Raw genomic sequence first — 18,653 nt, 5'->3', positions numbered from 1 at the left:
CCGGAATTGTTGTCAGGGTTCAATCCCGCACGGGACTGGTGGGATGTGTTTTGAAATGCTGCGCCAACGCCTCCACCATGGCGTCAAGAGTGGAGTCGCGTGGTTCGACCGTCACCTCGATCCCATGCTTACGGGCGGTGCGGCTGGTGAGCGGGCCGATGGAGACCACCACGACACCGCGCAGCAGCTGGGCGGCATCTTCACCCACCATGGCGACAAAATGATCAACGGTTGAAGAGGCCGTGAAGGTCACCGCATCGAGGGCCCCTTTCACCAGCAGTTCGCGCAAGGTTTCTCCACCCTCTTGCGGTACAACGGTGCGATAGAGAACCGGCGCCGCAACTTCGGCGCCCAGGGCACGCAGCTCATCGGGGATCAGCGTGCGCGCCAGTTCGGCGTGGGGATAGAGCACCCGACGCCCCTGGACACCCTGCTCTTTAAGCAGCGCGACCACCCCTTCGGCCCGATAATCGGCGGCCACCAGGTCCGCTTTGACTCCGTAAGGTTCAAAGGCCTCGGCGGTTTTCGGTCCGACCGATACCAGCGTCACTCCGGCCAGGGCGCGCGCATCACTGCCTTTGCTGCGCAGGCGCTCGAAAAAGAAATCGACCGCGTTGACCGAAGTGAGAATCAGCAGATCGGTTTGCGCCAGGCGGTCCAGCTCCCGGTCGACCGGCCCCCAGTCCGCCGGCGGCGCCAGCGCGATGGTGGGTACGGACACCACTTCAGCGCCACGCTCTTCAAGCAGATCCCGCAATCCGGAGGCCTGCGCGGCGGCGCGGGTGGAGAGGACGCGGCGACCGAAAAGAGGGCGGTTTTCAAACCAGGCCAGCCGCTTGTGCAGATCAACCACTTCACCCACGATAATGACCGCGGGCGGACCGATGGAGGCGGCACGGGCCTTCTCTTCGACGTCCTCCAGGGTGGCAATCAGGCTGTGCTGCTGCGCGGTGGAGGCCCAGCGCACAATGGCGACCGGGGTCTGAGGAGAACGGCCGTTGCGGATCAGCTCCCGCACGATCAGAGACAGGTTGACCATCCCCATGTAGAACACCAGTGTTCCCATGCCGGTGGCGATCTTTCCCCAATCGAGGGACGACATTTTTTTTTCGGGCTTTTCGTGACCGGTCACCAGCCCCAGGGTCGTGGTGTAATCCCGGTGGGTCAGGGGAATGCCTGCATAGGCTGCGGCGGCAAAAGCGGCCGTCACGCCCGGAACCACCTCGAATTCCACCCCGGCGCGATGCAGGAAGAGCGCCTCTTCTCCGCCGCGCCCGAAAAGATAGGGGTCCCCACCCTTCAGGCGAACGACCGTTTTCCCGGCCTGCGCCAACTCGGCCAGCAGCTCATTGATCTGCTCCTGTGGCAGGTGGTGCCGGCCGCGCTCTTTGCCGACATAGATCTTCTCCACATCGGCGCGGGCTTCCTCCAGCAGGCATGGATTGGCCAGGTAGTCGTAGACCACCGCGTCAGCACGGCGCAGGCAATCGCGCCCCCTGAGGGTGATCAGGCCGGGATCGCCGGGTCCGGCCCCGACCAGGTAGACAATGCCCTGCTTCATCATAGCGATCCCATCATGGCAGCCAACGATTCCGGCTCTGCCTCAGACGTCCTCACGGTCGCTGTTGAAGGTTTCGTGCTGATAGACTTCGTTGAGAATTTCTCCGGCACCCATCCCCAGCAGATCCTCGGCCAGCGAAATCCCCAGCTGTGCCGCCTCGGCGACAGGAGCGCTGCGGGTCTTCTTGAGAAAGCGCGCGCCGTCGACACTGGCCACCAGGCCGGTGAGATTGACCGTATCGCCGCTGACGGTTCCGTAGGCGGCAATGGGAACCTGGCAGCCGCCTTCGAGATGCCGCAGCAGAGCACGCTCGGCGGTGACCGCATAGGCCGTTTCGGGGTGATGGAAGAAATCGATCATTTCGTTGGTGCGCTCATCATCAATGCGGGTCTCGAGGCCCAGCGCCCCCTGCCCGATGGCGGGCAGCGACACTTCGGGCTCCAGGTATTCGCCGACCTGATCGGCAAAGCCCAGCCGCTTCATGCCGGCGGCCGCCAGCACCACGGCATCAAGCTTGTCATCGGTAAGTTTGCGGATGCGGGTCTCTACGTTGCCGCGGATATCGAGCATTTCGAGGTCGGGACGCAGATGGAGCAGCTGAGACTTGCGGCGCAGCGAAGAGGTGCCGATGCGCCCCCCCTGCGGAATATCGCGCCAGCTCGACAGGCCGGAGCGCAGGACCACGATGTCGCGCGGGTCTTCGCGCTCGGTGATGCAGCGCAGATCAAGGCCTTCGGGGAAGATCGTCGGCACATCTTTCATGGAATGAACCGCGATATCGACCTCGCCCCGCAGCATCGCTTCTTCAATTTCCTTGACGAACAGCCCCTTGCCGCCAACCATCGCAAGCGGGACATCGAGGATCTTATCCCCCTGGGTCTTGATCTTGGTCAGGGTCACTTCCAGTCCGGGGTAGCGCTCTTCCAGGCAGTTTTTGACCCAGTTAGCCTGCCACAGGGCCAGTTGACTGCTCCGGGTGCCGATCCGCAGGGTCTGTTTGCTCATTGTTGGTCATACTCCTTAAAGGGTTGTCGTTTCAGAGGTGATATTCCTGGACGAATTCAGTTCTTCTCGGGGGGCGAGGATTGCGCATCCTGCTGCTCGCAGCAAGTGGGCAGATCAAACAGGGTACGTACAGCCTCCACGTAGTTGTCGCCCTCTGCCCCGTTCTGAGTTTTCTTCAAAACGGTGATGGGTGCGTGCAGCGCCTTGTTGACAATCGCCGCAGCCATGGCTTCGATGGCTTTACGCTCTTTTTTGCCGAGATCTTTGAGGTTGGAGAGGGTTTTTTCCACCTCGGCCTGCCGAATCTCGTCAAACTTTTCGCGCAGCGCAACAATGGTCGGCACGACATCCAGGCAGGACAGCCACTGGTGAAACTGATGGATTTCCTGATCGATGATCGCCTCGGCCTTTTTGGCTTCCTTGTGGCGCTCCTTGAGGTTGGACTGCACAACCTCCTGCAGATCGTCGACATCATAAAGATAAACGTTGTCAACGTCATTGACCTTGGGATCGATATCACGCGGCACGGCGATGTCAATGAAGAACATCGGCTTGTATCTGCGCTGCTTGATCACCCCCTCCACCTCCTGGTGATGCAGGATGTAGTCGGGGGCGCCGGTGGATGTCAGGACGATATCAACCCGGTGCAGATGTTCGGTGAAGTTGTCGAAAAGAATGGGCTTGCCCTGGAATTCCTCGGCCAGTTTGACGGCGCGTTCATAGGTGCGGTTGGTGACCAGAACCTTCGAGATACCGTTGTTGACGAAGTGCCGCGCCGCCAGTTCGCACATCTCCCCTGCACCGATCAGCAGGACCGTCTTGTCCTCCAGGGTGTCGAAGATTTTACGGGCCAGTTCCACGGCAGCGAAGGAAACCGAAACCGCATTGCTGGCAATCTGAGTTTCAGTGCGCACTCGCTTGGCCACGGAAAAGGCCTTGTGCAGAAAACGGTTAAGGATGATGCCGGAGGTTTTATGGTCGGTGGCATAACCGTAGGCAGTCTTGATCTGCCCCAGGATCTGCGGTTCGCCAATCACCATGGAATCGAGGCTGGAGGCGACCCTGAACAGATGCCGGATCGCCTCGGGCCCCTTATGGTCATAGAGATGGGGGGCGAGATCCTCCACCTGGAGGTGGTGAAAGTCAGCGAGGAAATGCTTGAGTTGAGTGATCGCCTCCTCAGTATCGCGACTGGTCACATACAGCTCTACACGATTGCAGGTGGAGACAATCAATCCTTCGGTCACCGACGGCAGGGCCACCAGTGCATGCAGGGGTTTTTCCATGGCGGTCGGAGCGAACGCCACCTTTTCACGGATTTCAACGGGGGCAGTCTTGTGACTGAGCCCCACGACGATTATGTTCATACGGCCATCATTCCTGGAGAGTTTACGGTCCCTGCAGCGACTTGAAATTGTGTTCGCCCGGCAGAAGCAGTCCTACGCCGAGATAGCTGAACACCAGAAAACAAAATCCGACAATCATAAAAATCGCTGCGCGTCGCCCGCGCCAACCGACCACCAGGCGGCCATGAAGAAGCGCCGCATAGAGAAACCAGGTGATCAGGGCCCAAGTTTCCTTGGGATCCCAGCGCCAATACCCACCCCAGGCCGAATTGGCCCACATTGCTCCCGAGATGATCCCCATTGTCATCAGCGGAAAACCCAAAGTCAGACATCTATAATTGATGCTGTCGAGAATATTCAACGACGGCATCCGATAAAACAGAGCAGAAAACTTCTTGCTTTTGACCATACGTTCCTGAATCAGGTACATGACACTGACGGCAAAAGCGACGGTGAACACCGCATTGCCGAAAAAGGCCAGCGCCACGTGAATCGGAAACCACCAGCTATTGAGCATGGGATTGATTTCCGCGACGCTGGTCACCGTCACGCCGCCGATCACCATCAGCACCAGAGCCAGCGGAGTCAGGAAGGCGCCGATCACCGCCAGTCGATAGCGCACATCGAACAGCAGAAAAATCCCCACCACGCACCAGGCGGAGAAGGACAGGGATTCATGCAGATTGGTCACCGGCGTATAGCCGGCTTCGACAAAACGCGCGATCAGGGTGGCGCTGTGCACCGCAAAGCCGCACAACAGCACCCAGCGCGCGGCGAGGCCCGCCTTCTGACGATGAGAAATGATATCGACCAGGTAGAGGATGGTGGCCGAGAAATAGACGAGCAGGGCGAGCTTGAAAAGAATGATGTTTAAACTCATTTCGATCCTTTCGACAAGGAAACCCCCAACTGGTCGAGAGAGACACTTGTGCCGAGAACACGGCTCAACAGGCGCTCAATGGCGTCGCGATCTCCTGCCGCGATCAAGCCGGCCAGATCTGCTGCGGCCAACTGATCTAAAACATTACGATTGTAGGAGCTTGAATCAGACCCTGTCAACCGCTTTCGCCGCAGGGCGGCCGCGATCTCCAGGAAAACACCCCAATGAGGGCCTAAACCGGCATCGATTTCGTCCCGCAGCAGGGAGCATAGCGCAGGGCTGCCCCCACCGCTGAAAACCGCTATCGTCAAATCGTCCCGCCGCAGCAGAGCCGGCAGGGAAAAATCACTCCCCGCGGGATCGTCTGCCATCTGCACCAGGGCGCCCCCCTTTCGGGCATCAGCGGCAACCCGGCGGTTGAGGTCGTGATCCGAGGTCGCTGCAAATACGAGAAAGGCATCAGCGAGATCTTCCGGCCGATACGGGCGGGGCAGACAATGGGCCTCCTCCAGGTCATGCAGTCGCGCGGCCACAGGATCGACCACCCTCACCCTGGCTCCGGCATCCAGCAGTCCACGCGCCTTGCGCCGCCCGACGTCCCCGGCACCGACCACCACGCACAACCGTCCCCGCACACGCAGCGAAAGGGGATAGTCAGGCACCGGTGCCTTTGCGCTCTCCACCATTACAGCCCGAACAATTCGGCTTCGACCAGCTCGCACAGCACCCGGCCGCAGAAATGACTCACCTCAAGGGCGTCAGCGGTACTGTCGGTCTCTATATCAAACAGAAAATCGGGCTTTTCACCGAAAAAAGCCTCCTCCCTGCCGCGAAACACGAAAGCCGTCGAACTGCCGACCCCGCGGGCCACCGCAAAAGCCTCTTCCACGGCCTCGTCGCGGGCGCCGTCGGAGAACGCCAGCACCAGATCGCCCCCGCCGCCCAACGCCTGCAGCTGACGGGAGAAAAACTGCTGCAGCTGGTCGTCGCGGCCGAGGGACAACCCCAGCATCGAATCACGACAGAGCGAAACTGCCGGCAGCACCGGCCGCTCCAACGACAAACGATAATTGAAAAAACTGGCCACAAGGTCGGCCACCGCCCCGAACTGACCGCTGCCGATCACCACCAGCCGGCCGCCCGCGTGGAACGTTTCGGTCAGGCGTCGCGCCAGCCGTGACAGCGCCCCGCCGTGTTTCTGCAGGCTGGCTTCCAGCACGCCGGTATGTTTATGCATTGATTCGGCGATTCGAGTCTGATCCATGATGTCTCCCTCCCCGCATAGAGGAGAAAAAAGTAAAGGTGTCGGCCAACGAAAACGAAAGGATAGGAATGTCGACGGCCGCTGTCAAGAATGGTAAATCTCCCCTGTACCACCGGACAAACCCGATTCCCTCTTGATTTTTTCAGGTGCTGCTTTATCCTTTCCTGAAACAACTGATGTAAATTTCAGTGACGATTTTTCTCAAAAGGAGTGTTTTCATGGCAAACGATAAAGTCATCCAATTGTCTGATGATTCGTTCGAAAATGAAGTTCTCAAATCCTCGACCCCTGTCCTGGTCGATTTCTGGGCCTCCTGGTGTGCGCCCTGCAAAGCAATCAGCCCCGTGGTAGACGGGCTTGCCGACGAATACGACGGCAAGGTCAAGATCGGCAAGCTCAACGTGGATGAAAACCCGGCAACTCCTGGTCAGTACGGCGTGCGCGGCATTCCTACCCTGATCCTGTTCAAGGACGGACAGGTTGTGGATCAGGTCGTGGGCGCAGTCCCCAAAAATCAGCTCGAAGGGTTGATCAAGAAAGCACTTTAAATCGATCCGGACTCACTGCTGCAAAAAAGGAGAGCCTCTCATAAGGGGCTTTCTTTTTTTTTGCGATATCTATTCACCTCACGGGGTCGTCACTCCCATGTCAAGGGTGTTTGGCGCCAGGGATGGAGCCAATCAAACGGCCAGGGATGGCGAAAAGTGGCCCTTGTCACGGGAGTGACGACCCCATGCTGAACAGTTATTTTCTGCGCCAGATTTCCTGAAAATCATTCCGGGATCGCAGAGAGCGTCTGCCTGATGGCCTGCCGGTCAGGCGATGGAATCCGGGACTTCTCCACCTCCTGCAGCAATTGCTGCTTTTCTTTTTTGATGCGCGTCATCTCTTCCAGGCTTTTGCGCACCACCTCGCGGCTGTCATAACTCCAGCTGCTATAGGCCTGATTTCGGCGCGCGACCGCCTGCTCGTACTGCGATGCCAGCTCGCTGGCCTTGTCGCGCCACTCCGCAATCCGGGCGCGGCGCTCTTCCAGCCGCTGCCGCTGCTCACTCACGGCCTGCTCGACCTCCCCACTCCCGGCGCTGGGCACCTCCGTTTCAGGCATCAGCGAAAATGAACCCGCAGCGCCCTCGCCTTCACTGTCGTTTTTTTCAACCGGAGTACAGCCGGGCGGGAACTTGCTCGGATCGTCGGTCATCAGCAGAGAACCGGAAGCCTGGCGACACCGGTAGATTTCGGCATGCGCCGGCAGACAGGTCGCGGCAATCAATGCCGCCAGCAACAACCTCTTGGCCACAACGGTCATACCCGGACTCCTTTCAGACGGAACTGCCCCGGCTTTTCACCTCGGCGTCTTTTCAGCAGCCGTGCGCAGGTGGCGGAATATTTCGCGATAGGGGCGTCGGTCACCGGTTTCGCTGTAAGAACGGGCCAACTGCTCCAGCAACGCTTCGTCACAGGCCGGGTAGCGCTGTGACGCCTCCTGGAGAGCATCTGCGCGGGATTGCTCCTGGCACAACCTTTCACGCAGGTCTTCCAATAGATGAAAATCCTGCACCTGCACCCGATGAGCGCCGGTACTCTCCTCAAGGACAGTGCGTGCGGATTCCAGCGCATCGAAATCGCGCCGCAGCAGGGCAGAAAGATGTTTGATCTGGCGTTTGCGGGCCCCGTGTTGCGGCGTTTTGCGGGCCAGGTCGAGCTCTGCGCGCAGCGGTTGATCCCACTGCAACCGCTCGAGCTGAGAACCACCGAGATTCAGTAGCCCCTGAACGACCTCCTCCACCTGGTGGGCCTGGCGTTTGAGGGCGCTGCGGCTGGGTGCCGTGGGCGCATAAGGTTCTTTCATCAGAACTCCCGCTTGCTGTCGAGTAAAAAGGTAACCGGGCCGTCATTGACCAGGGATACTTTCATATCGGCCTGAAATATTCCGGTGGCGACCGTCAGGCCAAGGGCCTGCAATTGAGCCACGTAGTCTCGATAAAGGCTGTCCGCCCGCTGCGGCGGCGCGGCATCGGAGAATCCCGGTCGGCGCCCTTTGCGGCAATCTCCGTACAGGGTAAATTGCGACACGACCAGCACTGCCCCGCCGATATCGTTCACGGAGCGGTTCATGCGCCCCTGCTCGTCTTCGAAAATGCGCAGCCCCGCCGTTTTCTGCGCCAGGTAGCGCACATCGGATTCCTCATCTTCGCGCCCGACGCCCAGCAGAACCAGCAGACCGCGGCCGATCGCTCCGACCGTCTGTTCATCGACAACGACTGCCGCCTCACTTACACGCTGCAGAACCGCCCGCATCAGAGGGACTGCCCCCGCCAGCCCATGACCACCTCCGACACCTGATCGGCCCGCTCAACCCGCGCGTCGACATAATCCGCCTGCAGAGCAGGACCCACCAGGACGGTACGCATCCCCAACACCTTGGCGGTGCGCAGGTTGTCCGCCGAATCCTCAATCATCGCGCAGCACTCGGCGTCTGCGCCGAGATGGGTCAGCACCCGGTGGTAGGGATCGGCATAGGGCTTGGGACAGTAGTCGGCGACGCGGATATCGAAGATTTCACTGAACTGATCCGCAAGATCAAGCGCCTGCAGCACCCGATCGGCATGGCCGCGCGACCCGTTGGTGAACACCACCTTGACGCCGGACAGGCTTTCCAGCGACTGTCTCAGGCGTTGATCGGGGCGCAGACAGAGGGCCACGTCGACGTCGTGGACGTATTCGAGATAATCCTCCGGATCGACCTGGTGGTGGCGGATCAGGCCGCCGAGGGTTACCCCGTAACGCTGCCAGTAGAGACGCCGCAGACCATCGACCCGCTCCGGTTCGATCCCCACCACCTCGGTCATGTAGCGGTTGATCCGCACGTCGATGAGGGAGAACAGGCACGCCTCGGGCGCATAGAGCGTGTTGTCCAGGTCGAAAATGGTGACATCCATGGGCTTCCCCGTGAGGAGTGTGGAGTTGGAAGAGAGGGGCGAAAGGCCCCCCTCCCGGCACCGCAATTGGTTATTGGGGGTCGTAAACCCCTTCGAAAACCTGGATGGCGGGGCCGGTCATGAAGACGCTTCCGTCTTCGGCCCACTCCATCTCGAGGTCGCCGCCGAGCAGGTGGTTGAGCACCTTGCGCTCCGTAAGATCGTTGAGCACGGCGGCGACGGTAACCGCTGAAGCGCCGGTGCCGCAGGCCAGGGTTTCGCCGGAACCGCGTTCCCAGGTGCGCTGCTTGAGTTCGGTGCGTGAGACAACTTCGACGAACTCGACATTGGTGCGACGCGGGAAAATTTCATGATTTTCGATCACCGGACCGTATTTCTCCACCGGGAACTGATCCACATCCTCCACGAAAATCACGCAGTGAGGATTGCCCATGGAGGCACAGGTGATGCGGAAAGTGCGGTCGAGCACTTCCAGTTCGATCCCCACCACCTGGTCTTCGGCGTTGCCGGTCATGGGGATCTCGCCACGCTTGAGGCGGGGCTTGCCCATGTTGACACGCACTTTTTCGATCTTGTCATCCGCATTGGGGAAGAGCTGCAGGGTCAGAATGCCGGCTCCGGTTTCGGCGGTAATCTCGGTTTTATCCACGAGCTTGTGGTCATAGGCGTATTTGGCCACACAACGAATTCCGTTGCCGCACATCTCCGATTCGCTGCCGTCGGAGTTGAACATGCGCATGCGCACATCGGCCACTTCCGAAGGCATGATCAGGATCAGGCCGTCGGCGCCGATGGCGAAATTGCGATTGCTCAATTCTATGGCCAACGCTGCGGGATCTTCGATCTCCGTCTCGAAACAGTTGACATACACGTAATCGTTACCTGCGCCATGCATTTTGGCAAACTTCAAAGCCATTTCAAAAATCCTTTCGATAGAACATAAACGAGCACATTTGCATTCGAACCTTAAAGATCAGCATCAATTCACCTCGCGGGTTCACATCTCCACTGTCAGCGTGCTTGGCGCCGGGGATGGCGAAAAGCGGACCTTGTCACGGTGAGTTGCGAACCCCTGCTGAAAAGCTGCAAAAACACAGTATATGCACAATACCGCGCGCCCATCAAGGCCGCGATCGTTCCGTGATCGGCGGAGTTGACCTGAAGACCGGCAGTGATTTATAGTCGCTGGAACACTCTAATCGGAGAGGCAAAAGCATGGCCTTTTATCTGAAAACAAAGCTCTGGCAGACCGGCGCCCTCGACTGGTGGGGAATGATCGACGGCGAGGATCAGTACCTGGGAAATCGTGAGTTTCCCCTCCCTCCCGAAGAAGGCGACGAATGGCTGGTACGCGCCACCGGCGACCGCTTCAAGGTCATCGACGGTGAAATCCGCAAGATCGGCACCGGCGAACAGGTGCCGGAATACTGGTAGGCACACCATGGCGCTGGAAGTAACCCAGATCCCCGCCGGGCGAATGGACAACTTTTCCTACCTGGTTTTCTGCCCCGAAACCGGGCATGCGGCCGCTGTCGACCCGTCCCTCGCGCCGGAGAATCTGCTGCAGATTCTGCAGGAGCGAAACCTGCAGCTCGACCTGCTGATCAATACCCACGGACACCATGACCACACGGCCGGCAACCAGGCCGTGCTGGATTTTGCAAAGGTGCCGCTGGCGGGGCACCCCCTCGATCTGCCCGACGCCGATCGTCAGCTCAGCGACGGCGACCGCCTTGCCATTGGCCGGGAAACGCTTGAAATCCTCCACACCCCCGGTCATTCACCGGGCTCCATCTCCCTTTATACAGGCGACGCGCTGCTCACGGGCGACACCCTGTTCGTGACATTCGTCGGTCGGGCCGACCTGCCGGGGAGCGATCCGCGCGCTCTGTACCGCAGCCTGCAGCGACTGGCCGGCTTCCCCCCGAAAACCAAAATCTACCCCGGTCACAATTACGGGCCGCAGGCAATCTCCACCATCGCCTACGAAAAGCAGCACAACCCCTATCTCAACTGCCCTGACCTGGAGAGCTTCCTGAAGCTGCGCATGGGCTGAACACCCTCTTTTTCAGATTCAAACCTCATCATCTGCGCTGAAAACCAGTCGGGTCCCGGCGAAACGGTCGTTCCAGCCCCGCCCCTGAGGGTCGCGGCAGGCGCCCCAGAATCCGAGCCCCAGGGTCAACAGCGCGGCAAGTCCGCCCACTGAATGCAGAAACGCATCGGAGAGGCTCAGCGTCGAACCGTCGCAGCGCTCAAGGCGCATGCCGAACAGCATTTTTCCCGGCGTCTGGCCGGTAAAAAAGTGGAAAGCGGTAAAGTAGAGAAAAGAGACACTGAAAAGCAGCAGATAGTAGGGGACGGAAAGGTGGATGAGATCTCCCATGGAGGGGAGAAGCGCCGGGCTCTCAAGGGGTGACAACAAGCGCGTGGCGCTGACCAGGAAAAGCAGAAAAACCCCGGTCACAAGAAAAAGGTCGAGCCAGAACGCGCCAAACCGCGCTATCGGATGAACGCAACGCGCCTCATGAACCCGTTCTCCCCCGTCCTGCGTTTCACTCATGCTCCGGGATTCAGAATCCGGAGCCGGCCCCTGGCGGGCCGGCTCCGGTTGGTCAAAAGGGTCGCTGGGGCCCTCCTTCTGCTCCCCGGCTTTTTTGCTGCGGCCTGCTGGCTGATGATCCTGATCATCCTCCAGCTTAAAATCGTCGTCGTCAAAGCTGATCTCTCCCCAGGCCGCATCTTCTTCAGCCCTGGGTTCACCAGCCGCGGCGTCCTCGAGGCTGGGCTCTCCTTCGAGATCTTCGAAATCGAGTTCATGCAGACCAGGCAGATCCGGACCGGATTCGTCATCCGCAAAACTCTCATCCCGGCTTTTTGGCTCGTCCTGAATCGGCGCATCAGCCAACCCGTCTAATTCCTGCTCGCCTGGGGCATCATCCAGCAGGCTGGAATCAAAGGCCTGGTCCTCGGAGAAACTCAGATCCGGCAGAGGTTCTTCTTCCCACTCCAGATCCGACTCAGCAGCAGCGGGAGGCGTTGAGTCCTCCTGAAGCCGCTCTTCAGCATCTTCCTCCGCTTCAAAGTCAAACGCCTGCCCTGAAGTGTCATCAAGAGCGAATGCGTCGTCTTTTTGACCGAATTCAAGCCCTTCGCCGCCCTCTTCGCTCCAATCAAGATCAAAGGGATCTTCTTCTGCTTCCTCCTGAGGCTGAGCGAACGCGGCTTCAGCAGCGCGCGACTCCTGCGGTTGGGAAGGAGGAGACGCTTCCGCGGGGGCGACTGCGGAAGGCGCCATGACCGCAGTTCCGGACAACCCCTGCCCCATGACGGAAGCAACCTCCTCATTGTGAGGAAAGAGAAGGCTGCGCAGGCCGAACTTTTCCTTGAAATCCTTGAGATCATTGCCGCACTTTTTGCAACTCTCAAGATAATCGAAACTGTTGAATCCGCACTTTGGACACTTCATGTCGACTCCTTGCCCGACAGCTGGAAAATCCGCCTAACTTCGGCCGAAATCCCCGTAGAGGTACTCTAAAATGGCGACAACGGCGAACCCCGCCGTCTCTGTTCGCAGAATGTGTCGCCCCAGCCCGACCGGAACAAAGCCGGCGCTGCTCGCCTGTGCCACCTCGTCCTCGGTCAGCCCGCCTTCAGGACCAACCATGATCGCCACTTCGGCGGGCGGCGAAGTGGGAAGCGCATGCGCCAACGGCATGCTTTCCTGTTCCCACAGCACAAGCTTGAGCTGCTCCTGACCACCAATCGCCGACCCGAGCGTTTGCGGGGCATCGATCCGGGGCAGAAACGGCCGCCGCGACTGCTGTGCCGCCTCGCGCACGATTCGCTCCCAGCGCTTCAGGCGATTGGCCTGCCGGTCCCCGGAAGGGCGAGCAATACTTCGCGCCGCCAGCCAGGGGGTAAAGCGGGAGACACCCAGCTCTGTACCCTTCTGCAAGATCAGGTCCATCTTTTCGCCTTTAGGCAGAGCCTGGATCAACCGGAGAGACAGGGGGGGAGGATTTTCACGAAACCGGGTCAAAACACGCACCCGGGAAACGTTTTTTGACAGCGCCTCGAGTTCGCCGTGTACAACCTGGCCCTGGCCATCGAACAGACACAGGGGAGCACCGGGCGCCAACCGGAGAACGCGAGAGAGTTGATGGTGCAGATCTCCTTCGAGCAGAACGGGATTGCTGTCGAGGAGAATCGGGTCGACAAAAAAACAGCGCATCAGGCGCCCCGGCGGTAGGTCAGGCAGACCCATTCGTCGCGGCTTCGCACCTCCGGGCCGCTCAGTCCGAACCGGCTGAAACCTTCCCGCACAAAAGATTCTTTCTCCTGCAGGATGCCGGAAAGAACCAGTAAGCCGCCCGGCGCGACACGGCGCACCAACTCGGAGGCAAGCCGGACATTTTCCTCTGCCAGGATATTGGCCAGCACCAGATCAAAACCGGTATCGAGATCCTCCAGTGCCCTCGTGGTAAAATCGATGCGGTCCGCCAGGTTGTTGGCTGCAGCGTTTTTTCGCGCCACACGGCAGGCATCGGCGTCAATGTCGCAGGCCAGCACCCCTCTGGCGCCGAAAGCGGCTGCTGCCAGCGCCAGAATCCCCGAGCCGGTCCCTACATCGAGGACTTTCGGGGCAGACGCACGGGCGGCAAACTCTTCAACCAGGAATTCGAGACACAGCCTTGTGGTGGCATGTGTGCCGGTGCCGAATGCCATGCCGGGGTCGAGGGTCAGAACCACGTGCGCGTCACCGGGGTCAACCTCTTCCCAACTGGGCTTCACAATCAGAGACCCGACCCGGAACACGGGAAAATGCTGCTTCCAGCTCTCGGCCCAATCCCCGTCGGACACCTGGCCGGTTGTTGCTGCCGACCAACCGGGGGATGGAAAAGCACGACGCAGGGGAGCGAGTTGCTGCTCGATGCGTTCGACGATCTGCCGCGGGTCCTCGTCACTGGGAAAATAAGCGCGCAGGTCCAGCACCTCGGGAAGATTCTCGTCTGCATCGGGTACGATAAAAGTGTCAAGGACCTGCTCACGTTCGCGCACGCCGGTGGATCCGAGTGCAGCCAGAACCGCACACACGGCGTCTGCCGCCGCAGACGGCACTTTGAGACTAATTTCAATCCAGTGCTGATTCATGGCCTTTTCTCTAGCAGAGATGTTGGAAAAAAACAATAAAAACCTTGACAAACCCTTAATGTTCAAGTCTAATTCATAGCAATTAATGAGGTCCAGGGCGACTCAGCAGTGATTCACAATCCTCGGTGTGATGCGGGTCGCCTTTGCGCTGTCGGCCCTTGCCGTGGCAGACAAGACAGAACAATAAGTCAAAGGGCGGGTAATTTCCTCTTGGCAGAGAAAAGGACTTGAGTTACCATCCGGCCGTGGAATTTTCCTAATTAAACTCAGGGATACGACCTAACATGTCGGAAAGACAGAATATTTTTCTCCTGTCCGATGCCACGGGGGAGACAGCGGAAAAAACGGTCGCCGCCGCCCTGACCCAGTTTCGCGGCAAGAATGCCCGCGTACGGCGCATCAGCAACGTACGCACCAAGCACCAGGTCTACGAGGCGCTGGATGAAGCCCTTAAAAACCAGGCGCTGGTCGTCTATACCATCGTCAACCGGGAGCTTGCGCAGATCGTTCACGACGAATGCGACTCCCTGGGGCTGCCCGGCATCGACCTGATCACGCCGCTGCTCATGCGCCTCTCAGAATTTTTCGGCATTTCCCCCAAGGAGATGCCTGGATTGCTGCACGGCGTCAACGAGGGTTATTTTTCACGGATCGACGCCGTCGAGTTCGCCGTCAAGCACGATGATGGGCAGGAAACCCGCAACCTGCACAAAGCCGACATTGTGCTGGTCGGAGTGTCGCGCACCAGCAAAACGCCGCTCTCCATCTACCTTGCCCACAAGGGGTGGAAGGTCGCCAATGTGCCGCTGGTCGCCGACATCGACCCGCCCGAGGAGCTTTTTTCCCTGGATCCCGGGAGGGTGGCAGGGCTGATTATCGACCCGCAGCGGCTCATAGAGCTGCGGGCTTCGCGGTTACGCAATATGGGGCAGTTCTCACGCGGCACCTATACCGATTACGAGAACATTCAACAGGAGATCCGCCAGGCCAAACGGTTTTTCCGCAAGCAGCGGTGGGCCCTGATCGATGTAACCGGCAAAGCCGTTGAAGAAACGGCCAACGAGGTTCTGGTGAAGTTGAAACTGAAGTAGCTTATTCGCAGTATGACAGAATTTATCAGAAGGAAGGGAGTTTAACGTGGACACAATGCGCATTCTGGTTGTGGAAGATGAAAAGAAGGTCGCAAGCTTCATCAAGCGCGGTCTGGAAGAAGAAGGGTACGCGGTGGACGTTGCCTATGACGGCGACGAGGGGCTCGACCTGGCCGAGCACACCCCCTATGACCTGATCCTGATGGACGTCATGCTGCCGAAAAAGGACGGCATCACGGTTATCCGCGAAATGCGCGGGCGCGACATCGCAACGCCGGTGCTGTGCCTGACGGCCAAGGATACCGTGGACGACATCGTTCAGGGGCTCGATTCCGGCTCTGACGACTACCTCACCAAGCCCTTCGCCTTTGCCGAGCTGCTGGCGCGGGTACGCGCGCTGATCCGTCGCGGAACCCAGGATCGCGGTGCCGAACTGCGTTTTGCAGACCTGCGTCTCGACCCGGTCACCCACAAGGTCTGGCGCAGCGAAAAGGAGATCGACCTGACCTCCAAGGAATACGCACTGCTCGAATACATGATGCGTAATCCCAACCAGGTCCTGACCCGCACCATGATCGCGGAACATGTCTGGGATTATACCTTCGATTCTTTCACCAACATCATCGACGTCTATATCAACTATCTGCGCAAGAAGGTCGATCGCGACTTCGATCAGAAACTCATTCACACCGTTCGCGGGGTGGGCTACGTCCTGAAGGAATCGGATTGATTTGAGCTCGCTGCACACGTTACGCATACGCATGACTCTGGAATTTATACTGCCGCTGGCCCTCGTTCTGGGGGTCTGCGGCATTTTATGGTTCCAGGTAACGGCTGCAAGCCTGCGCGCCGAAACGGATGAGCGCCTGCTGGCGCTGACCCAGAGCCTGGCCGGCAGCGCCCACGGGGAGCAATCGGCCACCCTGCTGGCCGACTTGTGTACCGAAGTTGAAGCGGCGCTGCCCCTGGTTGGCAAAGATTCCAGCATTGCCGTCTTCGACCTGCGCGGGGCCTGCCTCTGCGCATCTTCGCCGGAAGGTGGAGTTTTTACGGGAACAATGGAAGGTCCCGGGAGAGCCCCCCCAGAAGCCGAGGTTCGCTTTTTCACCCGGGAACGCCCCAACGCCGCCGACCTGCGCGGCATCGACTATCCGCTGCTGGAAGGAAGCGCCTTTCTCGGCGCCATCCGCGTCACGATCAGCCAGGCACCCGTCGAGCGAATTCTTGCAGAATTGAAGAATCGACTCATTATTACAGGTGGACTCGCCCTGGTTTTGATGGCTGCGTTGAGCCTGTTTCTTTACAGAAAGCGCCTGGAGAAACTGACGGTACTGGCACAGAAGATGGACCAGACCACAGCGGAAAACCTGGCCGATCAGCGCCTGCCGGAAAGTGAAGATCGCGGCGAGCTGGGAACGCTGGTGCAAAGCTACAACGCTCTGCTGACACGGCTGGACTCTGCCATGCGCCGCGCCCGCCAGTTTTCTGCCGATGCCGCTCACGAACTGCGCACCCCCCTCACCGTTCTGCGCGGGGAGACAGAGGTGGCATTGCGCTGGACGCGAGATCCTGAGGAATTCCGCGCCACCCTCGAATCCAACCTCGAGGAGATCGACCGCATGGGGCGCATCATCGAGGACCTCCTGCTGCTGGCAAAAAGCGAAGCCGGCGAACTGCCGATGGAGAAAACACAGGTCAATCTCAACGACCTGATGCGCGATCTCTATCAGCAGGGCAAAGTTCTCGGAGAGAACAAAGGCATCGCCGTCACCCTGGAGATGCCCGAAGCAGAGGTTGTTCAGGTGATGGGCGATGAACTGCGCCTGCACCAGATGGGACTCAACCTGCTGACCAACGGCATTAAATATACGCCCACCGGCGGCCGTGTCCGCCTGAAACTTCAATGCGAATCGGACCAGGCCGTCATTGTCGTCTCCGACACCGGCCACGGCATGGCCCCTGAACATCTGTCGCGCATTTTCGATCGCTTTTACCGCATCGACAAAAGCCGGGAGCAGGAAAGCGGCGCAGGGCTGGGCCTTTCCATTGTCAAATGGATCGTAGACGCCCACGAGGGACGGATCACCGTCACCTCGAAGCCCAACGAAGGCAGTGAATTCAAGGTATTTCTTCCCAGGATCTCTCCCGGCAAACCGCGCAACACCGCATCCTGACGAGGGATGCAGGGGGCTGGCCTCGATGCGTTCTTCGTTTTTCTCTTCCCTGGTCAACGGTCCGTTCGGTGATCCCGCTCTGTTTGTGCGTGCCGCCCATCGGGGAGAAGCGATTCTGTTCGACTGCGGCGACCTGCACCCCCTGAGTGGCCGCGACCTGCTCAAAATCCGACATGTGTTCATATCACACGCCCACATCGATCACCTGATCGGCTTCGACCATCTCCTGCGCCACCATCTCTATCGCCCCACCTGTCTCAATTTCTACGGACCGCCCGGCATTATCGAACACCTTTCCCACCGCCTGGCCGGCTACACCTGGAACCTGGTGGGAGGTTTCCCACTTCAGATCCGAGTGCGGGAGGCCGCCGGTGAAAAGTCGGGACGGCAGGCCCTCTTTCGCGCTTCGGAGGGGTTTTCCAGGCGCGACGAAGAGCCGCCGAACTGCAGCGATTTTGTGTGCGAAACCCTGCACTATCGGGTACGCACCCGCCCCCTGCTGCATGGGAATATCGTCTCGCAGGGATATGCGCTCGAAGAAAAACTGCATGTGGCGATCCACCCCGACGCGCTGGACCGCCGGGGATACGCCCGCGGCCGCTGGCTGACCCGCTTTAAGGATCTGTTGCGAGAGGGCGCAGCAGGAGACACGCCGATCGAAGTCCCTCAGGCCAGCGGTGGCACGCCCCGGGACCTTCCCCTGTCACGCATCAGGGAGGAAATCGCCCACTGTCAGAAGGGGATGAAAATCGCCTACATCACCGACTGTGAGCCGCGCGCGGAAAATTATGCCCGCATTCTGGACCTGGCACAGGGTGCGGACCTGCTTGCCATCGAGGCCGTTTTCGCCCACCAGGATCTGGCGCGGGCCCGGGAACGAAACCATCTCACGGCACGGATCGCGGGAGAGCTGGCACGAAGGGCGGCCGTCGGCAAACTGCTGCCGTTTCATCACTCGCCCAGGTATCAGGACCGGCCGCAGCTCCTGCAGGAGGAGGCTTTGTCGTTCTTTTCGGGATGACAGGGGTGCATGGGGGGAGAAACACGCGGGAAAAAAGAAAAGAGCCGGCGGATGGAGGCGTCCGGCCGGCTCTTTTCATCTGTTGAGAGAGGGTAAAACATGAAGAGGGAGTTTGACCGACAACCTGCCTGCCACAACAGGCCGTCGATGGTGTTAAGCATAACCGAGCCGATAGAAGAGAAAAAGGCTGTTTAGCGCATATTTTCCGGGGAATT

Annotated in this window: 21 protein-coding genes; 7 read left to right on the top strand and 14 right to left on the bottom strand. The window is 59.4% G+C overall.

The window, feature by feature from the left end:
- Positions 1-19 precede the first annotated feature (19 nt).
- Genes cobA through GSUB_RS02310 form a run of 6 tightly spaced genes read right to left on the bottom strand, consistent with a single transcriptional unit; the run spans position 20 to position 6,056 of the window.
- Positions 20-1,564: a uroporphyrinogen-III C-methyltransferase gene (cobA, locus tag GSUB_RS02335; RefSeq protein ID WP_318025928.1), complete on the bottom strand. Its 1,545-nt coding sequence runs from the start codon at positions 1,562-1,564 to the stop codon at positions 20-22.
- Positions 1,565-1,603: 39 nt separating this feature from the next.
- Positions 1,604-2,566, bottom strand: a complete 963-nt coding sequence (gene hemC, locus GSUB_RS02330; RefSeq protein WP_040199015.1) for a hydroxymethylbilane synthase — start codon at positions 2,564-2,566, stop codon at positions 1,604-1,606.
- Positions 2,567-2,622: 56 nt separating this feature from the next.
- On the bottom strand, positions 2,623-3,933 hold the full coding sequence (hemA, locus tag GSUB_RS02325) for a glutamyl-tRNA reductase (RefSeq protein ID WP_040199014.1): 1,311 nt from the start codon (positions 3,931-3,933) through the stop codon (positions 2,623-2,625).
- Between the two features lie 22 nt (positions 3,934-3,955).
- Positions 3,956-4,792 carry a c-type cytochrome biogenesis protein CcsB gene (gene ccsB / locus GSUB_RS02320; RefSeq protein WP_040199013.1) on the bottom strand — a complete coding sequence of 279 codons (837 nt, stop codon included), beginning with the start codon at positions 4,790-4,792 and terminating at the stop codon, positions 3,956-3,958.
- Positions 4,789-5,454, bottom strand: coding sequence for a precorrin-2 dehydrogenase/sirohydrochlorin ferrochelatase family protein (locus GSUB_RS02315; protein ID WP_040201960.1), 666 nt, complete (start codon positions 5,452-5,454; stop codon positions 4,789-4,791). The genes ccsB and GSUB_RS02315 overlap by 4 nt, the downstream gene beginning before the upstream one ends.
- A gap of 23 nt (positions 5,455-5,477) precedes the next feature.
- A complete protein-coding gene (locus GSUB_RS02310) occupies positions 5,478-6,056 on the bottom strand; it encodes a D-sedoheptulose-7-phosphate isomerase (RefSeq protein ID WP_040199012.1) in 579 nt (192 codons plus the stop codon).
- 218 nt (positions 6,057-6,274) lie between these two features.
- On the opposite strand from GSUB_RS02310, the gene trxA reads away from it, so the two are divergent.
- The gene (gene trxA, locus GSUB_RS02305) at positions 6,275-6,604 is read left to right on the top strand and encodes a thioredoxin (RefSeq protein WP_040199011.1); all 330 of its coding nucleotides are present in this window, start codon (positions 6,275-6,277) and stop codon (positions 6,602-6,604) included.
- Positions 6,605-6,828: 224 nt separating this feature from the next.
- On the opposite strand, the gene GSUB_RS02300 is transcribed toward trxA, so the two are convergent.
- From GSUB_RS02300 to dapF, 5 genes are all read right to left on the bottom strand, one after another.
- Positions 6,829-7,365 (bottom strand): DUF4124 domain-containing protein, encoded by a 537-nt coding sequence (locus GSUB_RS02300; protein WP_040199010.1) that lies wholly within the window; start codon positions 7,363-7,365, stop codon positions 6,829-6,831.
- Positions 7,366-7,401: 36 nt separating this feature from the next.
- Positions 7,402-7,908: a ribosome biogenesis factor YjgA gene (yjgA, locus tag GSUB_RS02295; protein WP_040199009.1), complete on the bottom strand. Its 507-nt coding sequence runs from the start codon at positions 7,906-7,908 to the stop codon at positions 7,402-7,404.
- Positions 7,908-8,357, bottom strand: coding sequence for a D-aminoacyl-tRNA deacylase (gene dtd / locus GSUB_RS02290; RefSeq protein ID WP_040199008.1), 450 nt, complete (start codon positions 8,355-8,357; stop codon positions 7,908-7,910). Before dtd ends, yjgA begins: the two co-directional genes overlap by 1 nt.
- The gene (locus GSUB_RS02285) at positions 8,357-8,998 is read right to left on the bottom strand and encodes a pyrimidine 5'-nucleotidase (RefSeq protein ID WP_040199007.1); all 642 of its coding nucleotides are present in this window, start codon (positions 8,996-8,998) and stop codon (positions 8,357-8,359) included. The genes dtd and GSUB_RS02285 overlap by 1 nt, the downstream gene beginning before the upstream one ends.
- Positions 8,999-9,068: 70 nt before the next feature.
- On the bottom strand, positions 9,069-9,908 hold the full coding sequence (gene dapF, locus GSUB_RS02280) for a diaminopimelate epimerase (protein WP_040201959.1): 840 nt from the start codon (positions 9,906-9,908) through the stop codon (positions 9,069-9,071).
- Between the two features lie 305 nt (positions 9,909-10,213).
- Between dapF and GSUB_RS02275 the strand changes: the two genes are divergently transcribed.
- Together GSUB_RS02275 and GSUB_RS02270 are read left to right on the top strand one after the other, a co-directional pair.
- A complete protein-coding gene (locus tag GSUB_RS02275; RefSeq protein ID WP_040199006.1) occupies positions 10,214-10,432 on the top strand; it encodes a hypothetical protein in 219 nt (72 codons plus the stop codon).
- A gap of 7 nt (positions 10,433-10,439) precedes the next feature.
- Positions 10,440-11,054, top strand: a complete 615-nt coding sequence (locus tag GSUB_RS02270; RefSeq protein ID WP_052464409.1) for a hydroxyacylglutathione hydrolase family protein — start codon at positions 10,440-10,442, stop codon at positions 11,052-11,054.
- 18 nt (positions 11,055-11,072) lie between these two features.
- On the opposite strand, the gene GSUB_RS17820 is transcribed toward GSUB_RS02270, so the two are convergent.
- Genes GSUB_RS17820 through prmA form a run of 3 tightly spaced genes read right to left on the bottom strand, consistent with a single transcriptional unit; the run spans position 11,073 to position 14,152 of the window.
- Positions 11,073-12,467, bottom strand: coding sequence for an RDD family protein (locus tag GSUB_RS17820; protein ID WP_052464407.1), 1,395 nt, complete (start codon positions 12,465-12,467; stop codon positions 11,073-11,075).
- Between the two features lie 33 nt (positions 12,468-12,500).
- The gene (locus GSUB_RS02260; RefSeq protein ID WP_040199005.1) at positions 12,501-13,232 is read right to left on the bottom strand and encodes a 16S rRNA (uracil(1498)-N(3))-methyltransferase; all 732 of its coding nucleotides are present in this window, start codon (positions 13,230-13,232) and stop codon (positions 12,501-12,503) included.
- Positions 13,232-14,152, bottom strand: a complete 921-nt coding sequence (gene prmA, locus GSUB_RS02255; RefSeq protein WP_040199004.1) for a 50S ribosomal protein L11 methyltransferase — start codon at positions 14,150-14,152, stop codon at positions 13,232-13,234. Before prmA ends, GSUB_RS02260 begins: the two co-directional genes overlap by 1 nt.
- Positions 14,153-14,436: 284 nt before the next feature.
- Between prmA and GSUB_RS02250 the strand changes: the two genes are divergently transcribed.
- Genes GSUB_RS02250 through GSUB_RS02235 form a run of 4 tightly spaced genes read left to right on the top strand, consistent with a single transcriptional unit; the run spans position 14,437 to position 18,438 of the window.
- Positions 14,437-15,243: a pyruvate, water dikinase regulatory protein gene (locus GSUB_RS02250; RefSeq protein WP_040199003.1), complete on the top strand. Its 807-nt coding sequence runs from the start codon at positions 14,437-14,439 to the stop codon at positions 15,241-15,243.
- A 55-nt stretch (positions 15,244-15,298) separates the two neighbouring features.
- Positions 15,299-15,973, top strand: coding sequence for a heavy metal response regulator transcription factor (locus tag GSUB_RS02245; RefSeq protein ID WP_040199002.1), 675 nt, complete (start codon positions 15,299-15,301; stop codon positions 15,971-15,973).
- Between the two features lies 1 nt (position 15,974).
- A complete protein-coding gene (locus tag GSUB_RS17815) occupies positions 15,975-17,417 on the top strand; it encodes a sensor histidine kinase (protein WP_052464405.1) in 1,443 nt (480 codons plus the stop codon).
- Between the two features lie 25 nt (positions 17,418-17,442).
- Positions 17,443-18,438, top strand: coding sequence for a ribonuclease Z (locus tag GSUB_RS02235; RefSeq protein WP_040199001.1), 996 nt, complete (start codon positions 17,443-17,445; stop codon positions 18,436-18,438).
- The last annotated feature ends 215 nt before the right edge of the window (positions 18,439-18,653 follow it).

Source organism: Geoalkalibacter subterraneus (assembly GCF_000827125.1).
Lineage (GTDB): Bacteria > Desulfobacterota > Desulfuromonadia > Desulfuromonadales > Geoalkalibacteraceae > Geoalkalibacter_A > Geoalkalibacter_A subterraneus.
The sequence above is the reverse complement of the archived record's forward strand: the minus strand, read 5'-3'. Positions and strand labels throughout refer to the sequence as shown.

What these genes read in the sequence shown, in the direction of transcription:
- trxA (WP_040199011.1), top strand. Translation starts at nt 6,275, where the DNA reads ATGGCAAACGATAAAGTCATCCAATTGTCTGATGATTCGTTCGAAAAT.
- GSUB_RS17820 (WP_052464407.1), bottom strand. Translation starts at nt 12,467, where the DNA reads ATGAAGTGTCCAAAGTGCGGATTCAACAGTTTCGATTATCTTGAGAGT.
- GSUB_RS02285 (WP_040199007.1), bottom strand. Translation starts at nt 8,998, where the DNA reads ATGGATGTCACCATTTTCGACCTGGACAACACGCTCTATGCGCCCGAG.
- hemA (WP_040199014.1), bottom strand. Translation starts at nt 3,933, where the DNA reads ATGAACATAATCGTCGTGGGGCTCAGTCACAAGACTGCCCCCGTTGAA.
- GSUB_RS02260 (WP_040199005.1), bottom strand. Translation starts at nt 13,232, where the DNA reads ATGCGCTGTTTTTTTGTCGACCCGATTCTCCTCGACAGCAATCCCGTT.
- prmA (WP_040199004.1), bottom strand. Translation starts at nt 14,152, where the DNA reads ATGAATCAGCACTGGATTGAAATTAGTCTCAAAGTGCCGTCTGCGGCG.
- dtd (WP_040199008.1), bottom strand. Translation starts at nt 8,357, where the DNA reads ATGCGGGCGGTTCTGCAGCGTGTAAGTGAGGCGGCAGTCGTTGTCGAT.
- hemC (WP_040199015.1), bottom strand. Translation starts at nt 2,566, where the DNA reads ATGAGCAAACAGACCCTGCGGATCGGCACCCGGAGCAGTCAACTGGCC.
- GSUB_RS02250 (WP_040199003.1), top strand. Translation starts at nt 14,437, where the DNA reads ATGTCGGAAAGACAGAATATTTTTCTCCTGTCCGATGCCACGGGGGAG.
- GSUB_RS02270 (WP_052464409.1), top strand. Translation starts at nt 10,440, where the DNA reads ATGGCGCTGGAAGTAACCCAGATCCCCGCCGGGCGAATGGACAACTTT.
- GSUB_RS02310 (WP_040199012.1), bottom strand. Translation starts at nt 6,056, where the DNA reads ATGGATCAGACTCGAATCGCCGAATCAATGCATAAACATACCGGCGTG.
- GSUB_RS02245 (WP_040199002.1), top strand. Translation starts at nt 15,299, where the DNA reads ATGCGCATTCTGGTTGTGGAAGATGAAAAGAAGGTCGCAAGCTTCATC.
- cobA (WP_318025928.1), bottom strand. Translation starts at nt 1,564, where the DNA reads ATGATGAAGCAGGGCATTGTCTACCTGGTCGGGGCCGGACCCGGCGAT.
- GSUB_RS02275 (WP_040199006.1), top strand. Translation starts at nt 10,214, where the DNA reads ATGGCCTTTTATCTGAAAACAAAGCTCTGGCAGACCGGCGCCCTCGAC.
- yjgA (WP_040199009.1), bottom strand. Translation starts at nt 7,908, where the DNA reads ATGAAAGAACCTTATGCGCCCACGGCACCCAGCCGCAGCGCCCTCAAA.
- ccsB (WP_040199013.1), bottom strand. Translation starts at nt 4,792, where the DNA reads ATGAGTTTAAACATCATTCTTTTCAAGCTCGCCCTGCTCGTCTATTTC.
- GSUB_RS02235 (WP_040199001.1), top strand. Translation starts at nt 17,443, where the DNA reads ATGCGTTCTTCGTTTTTCTCTTCCCTGGTCAACGGTCCGTTCGGTGAT.
- GSUB_RS02300 (WP_040199010.1), bottom strand. Translation starts at nt 7,365, where the DNA reads ATGACCGTTGTGGCCAAGAGGTTGTTGCTGGCGGCATTGATTGCCGCG.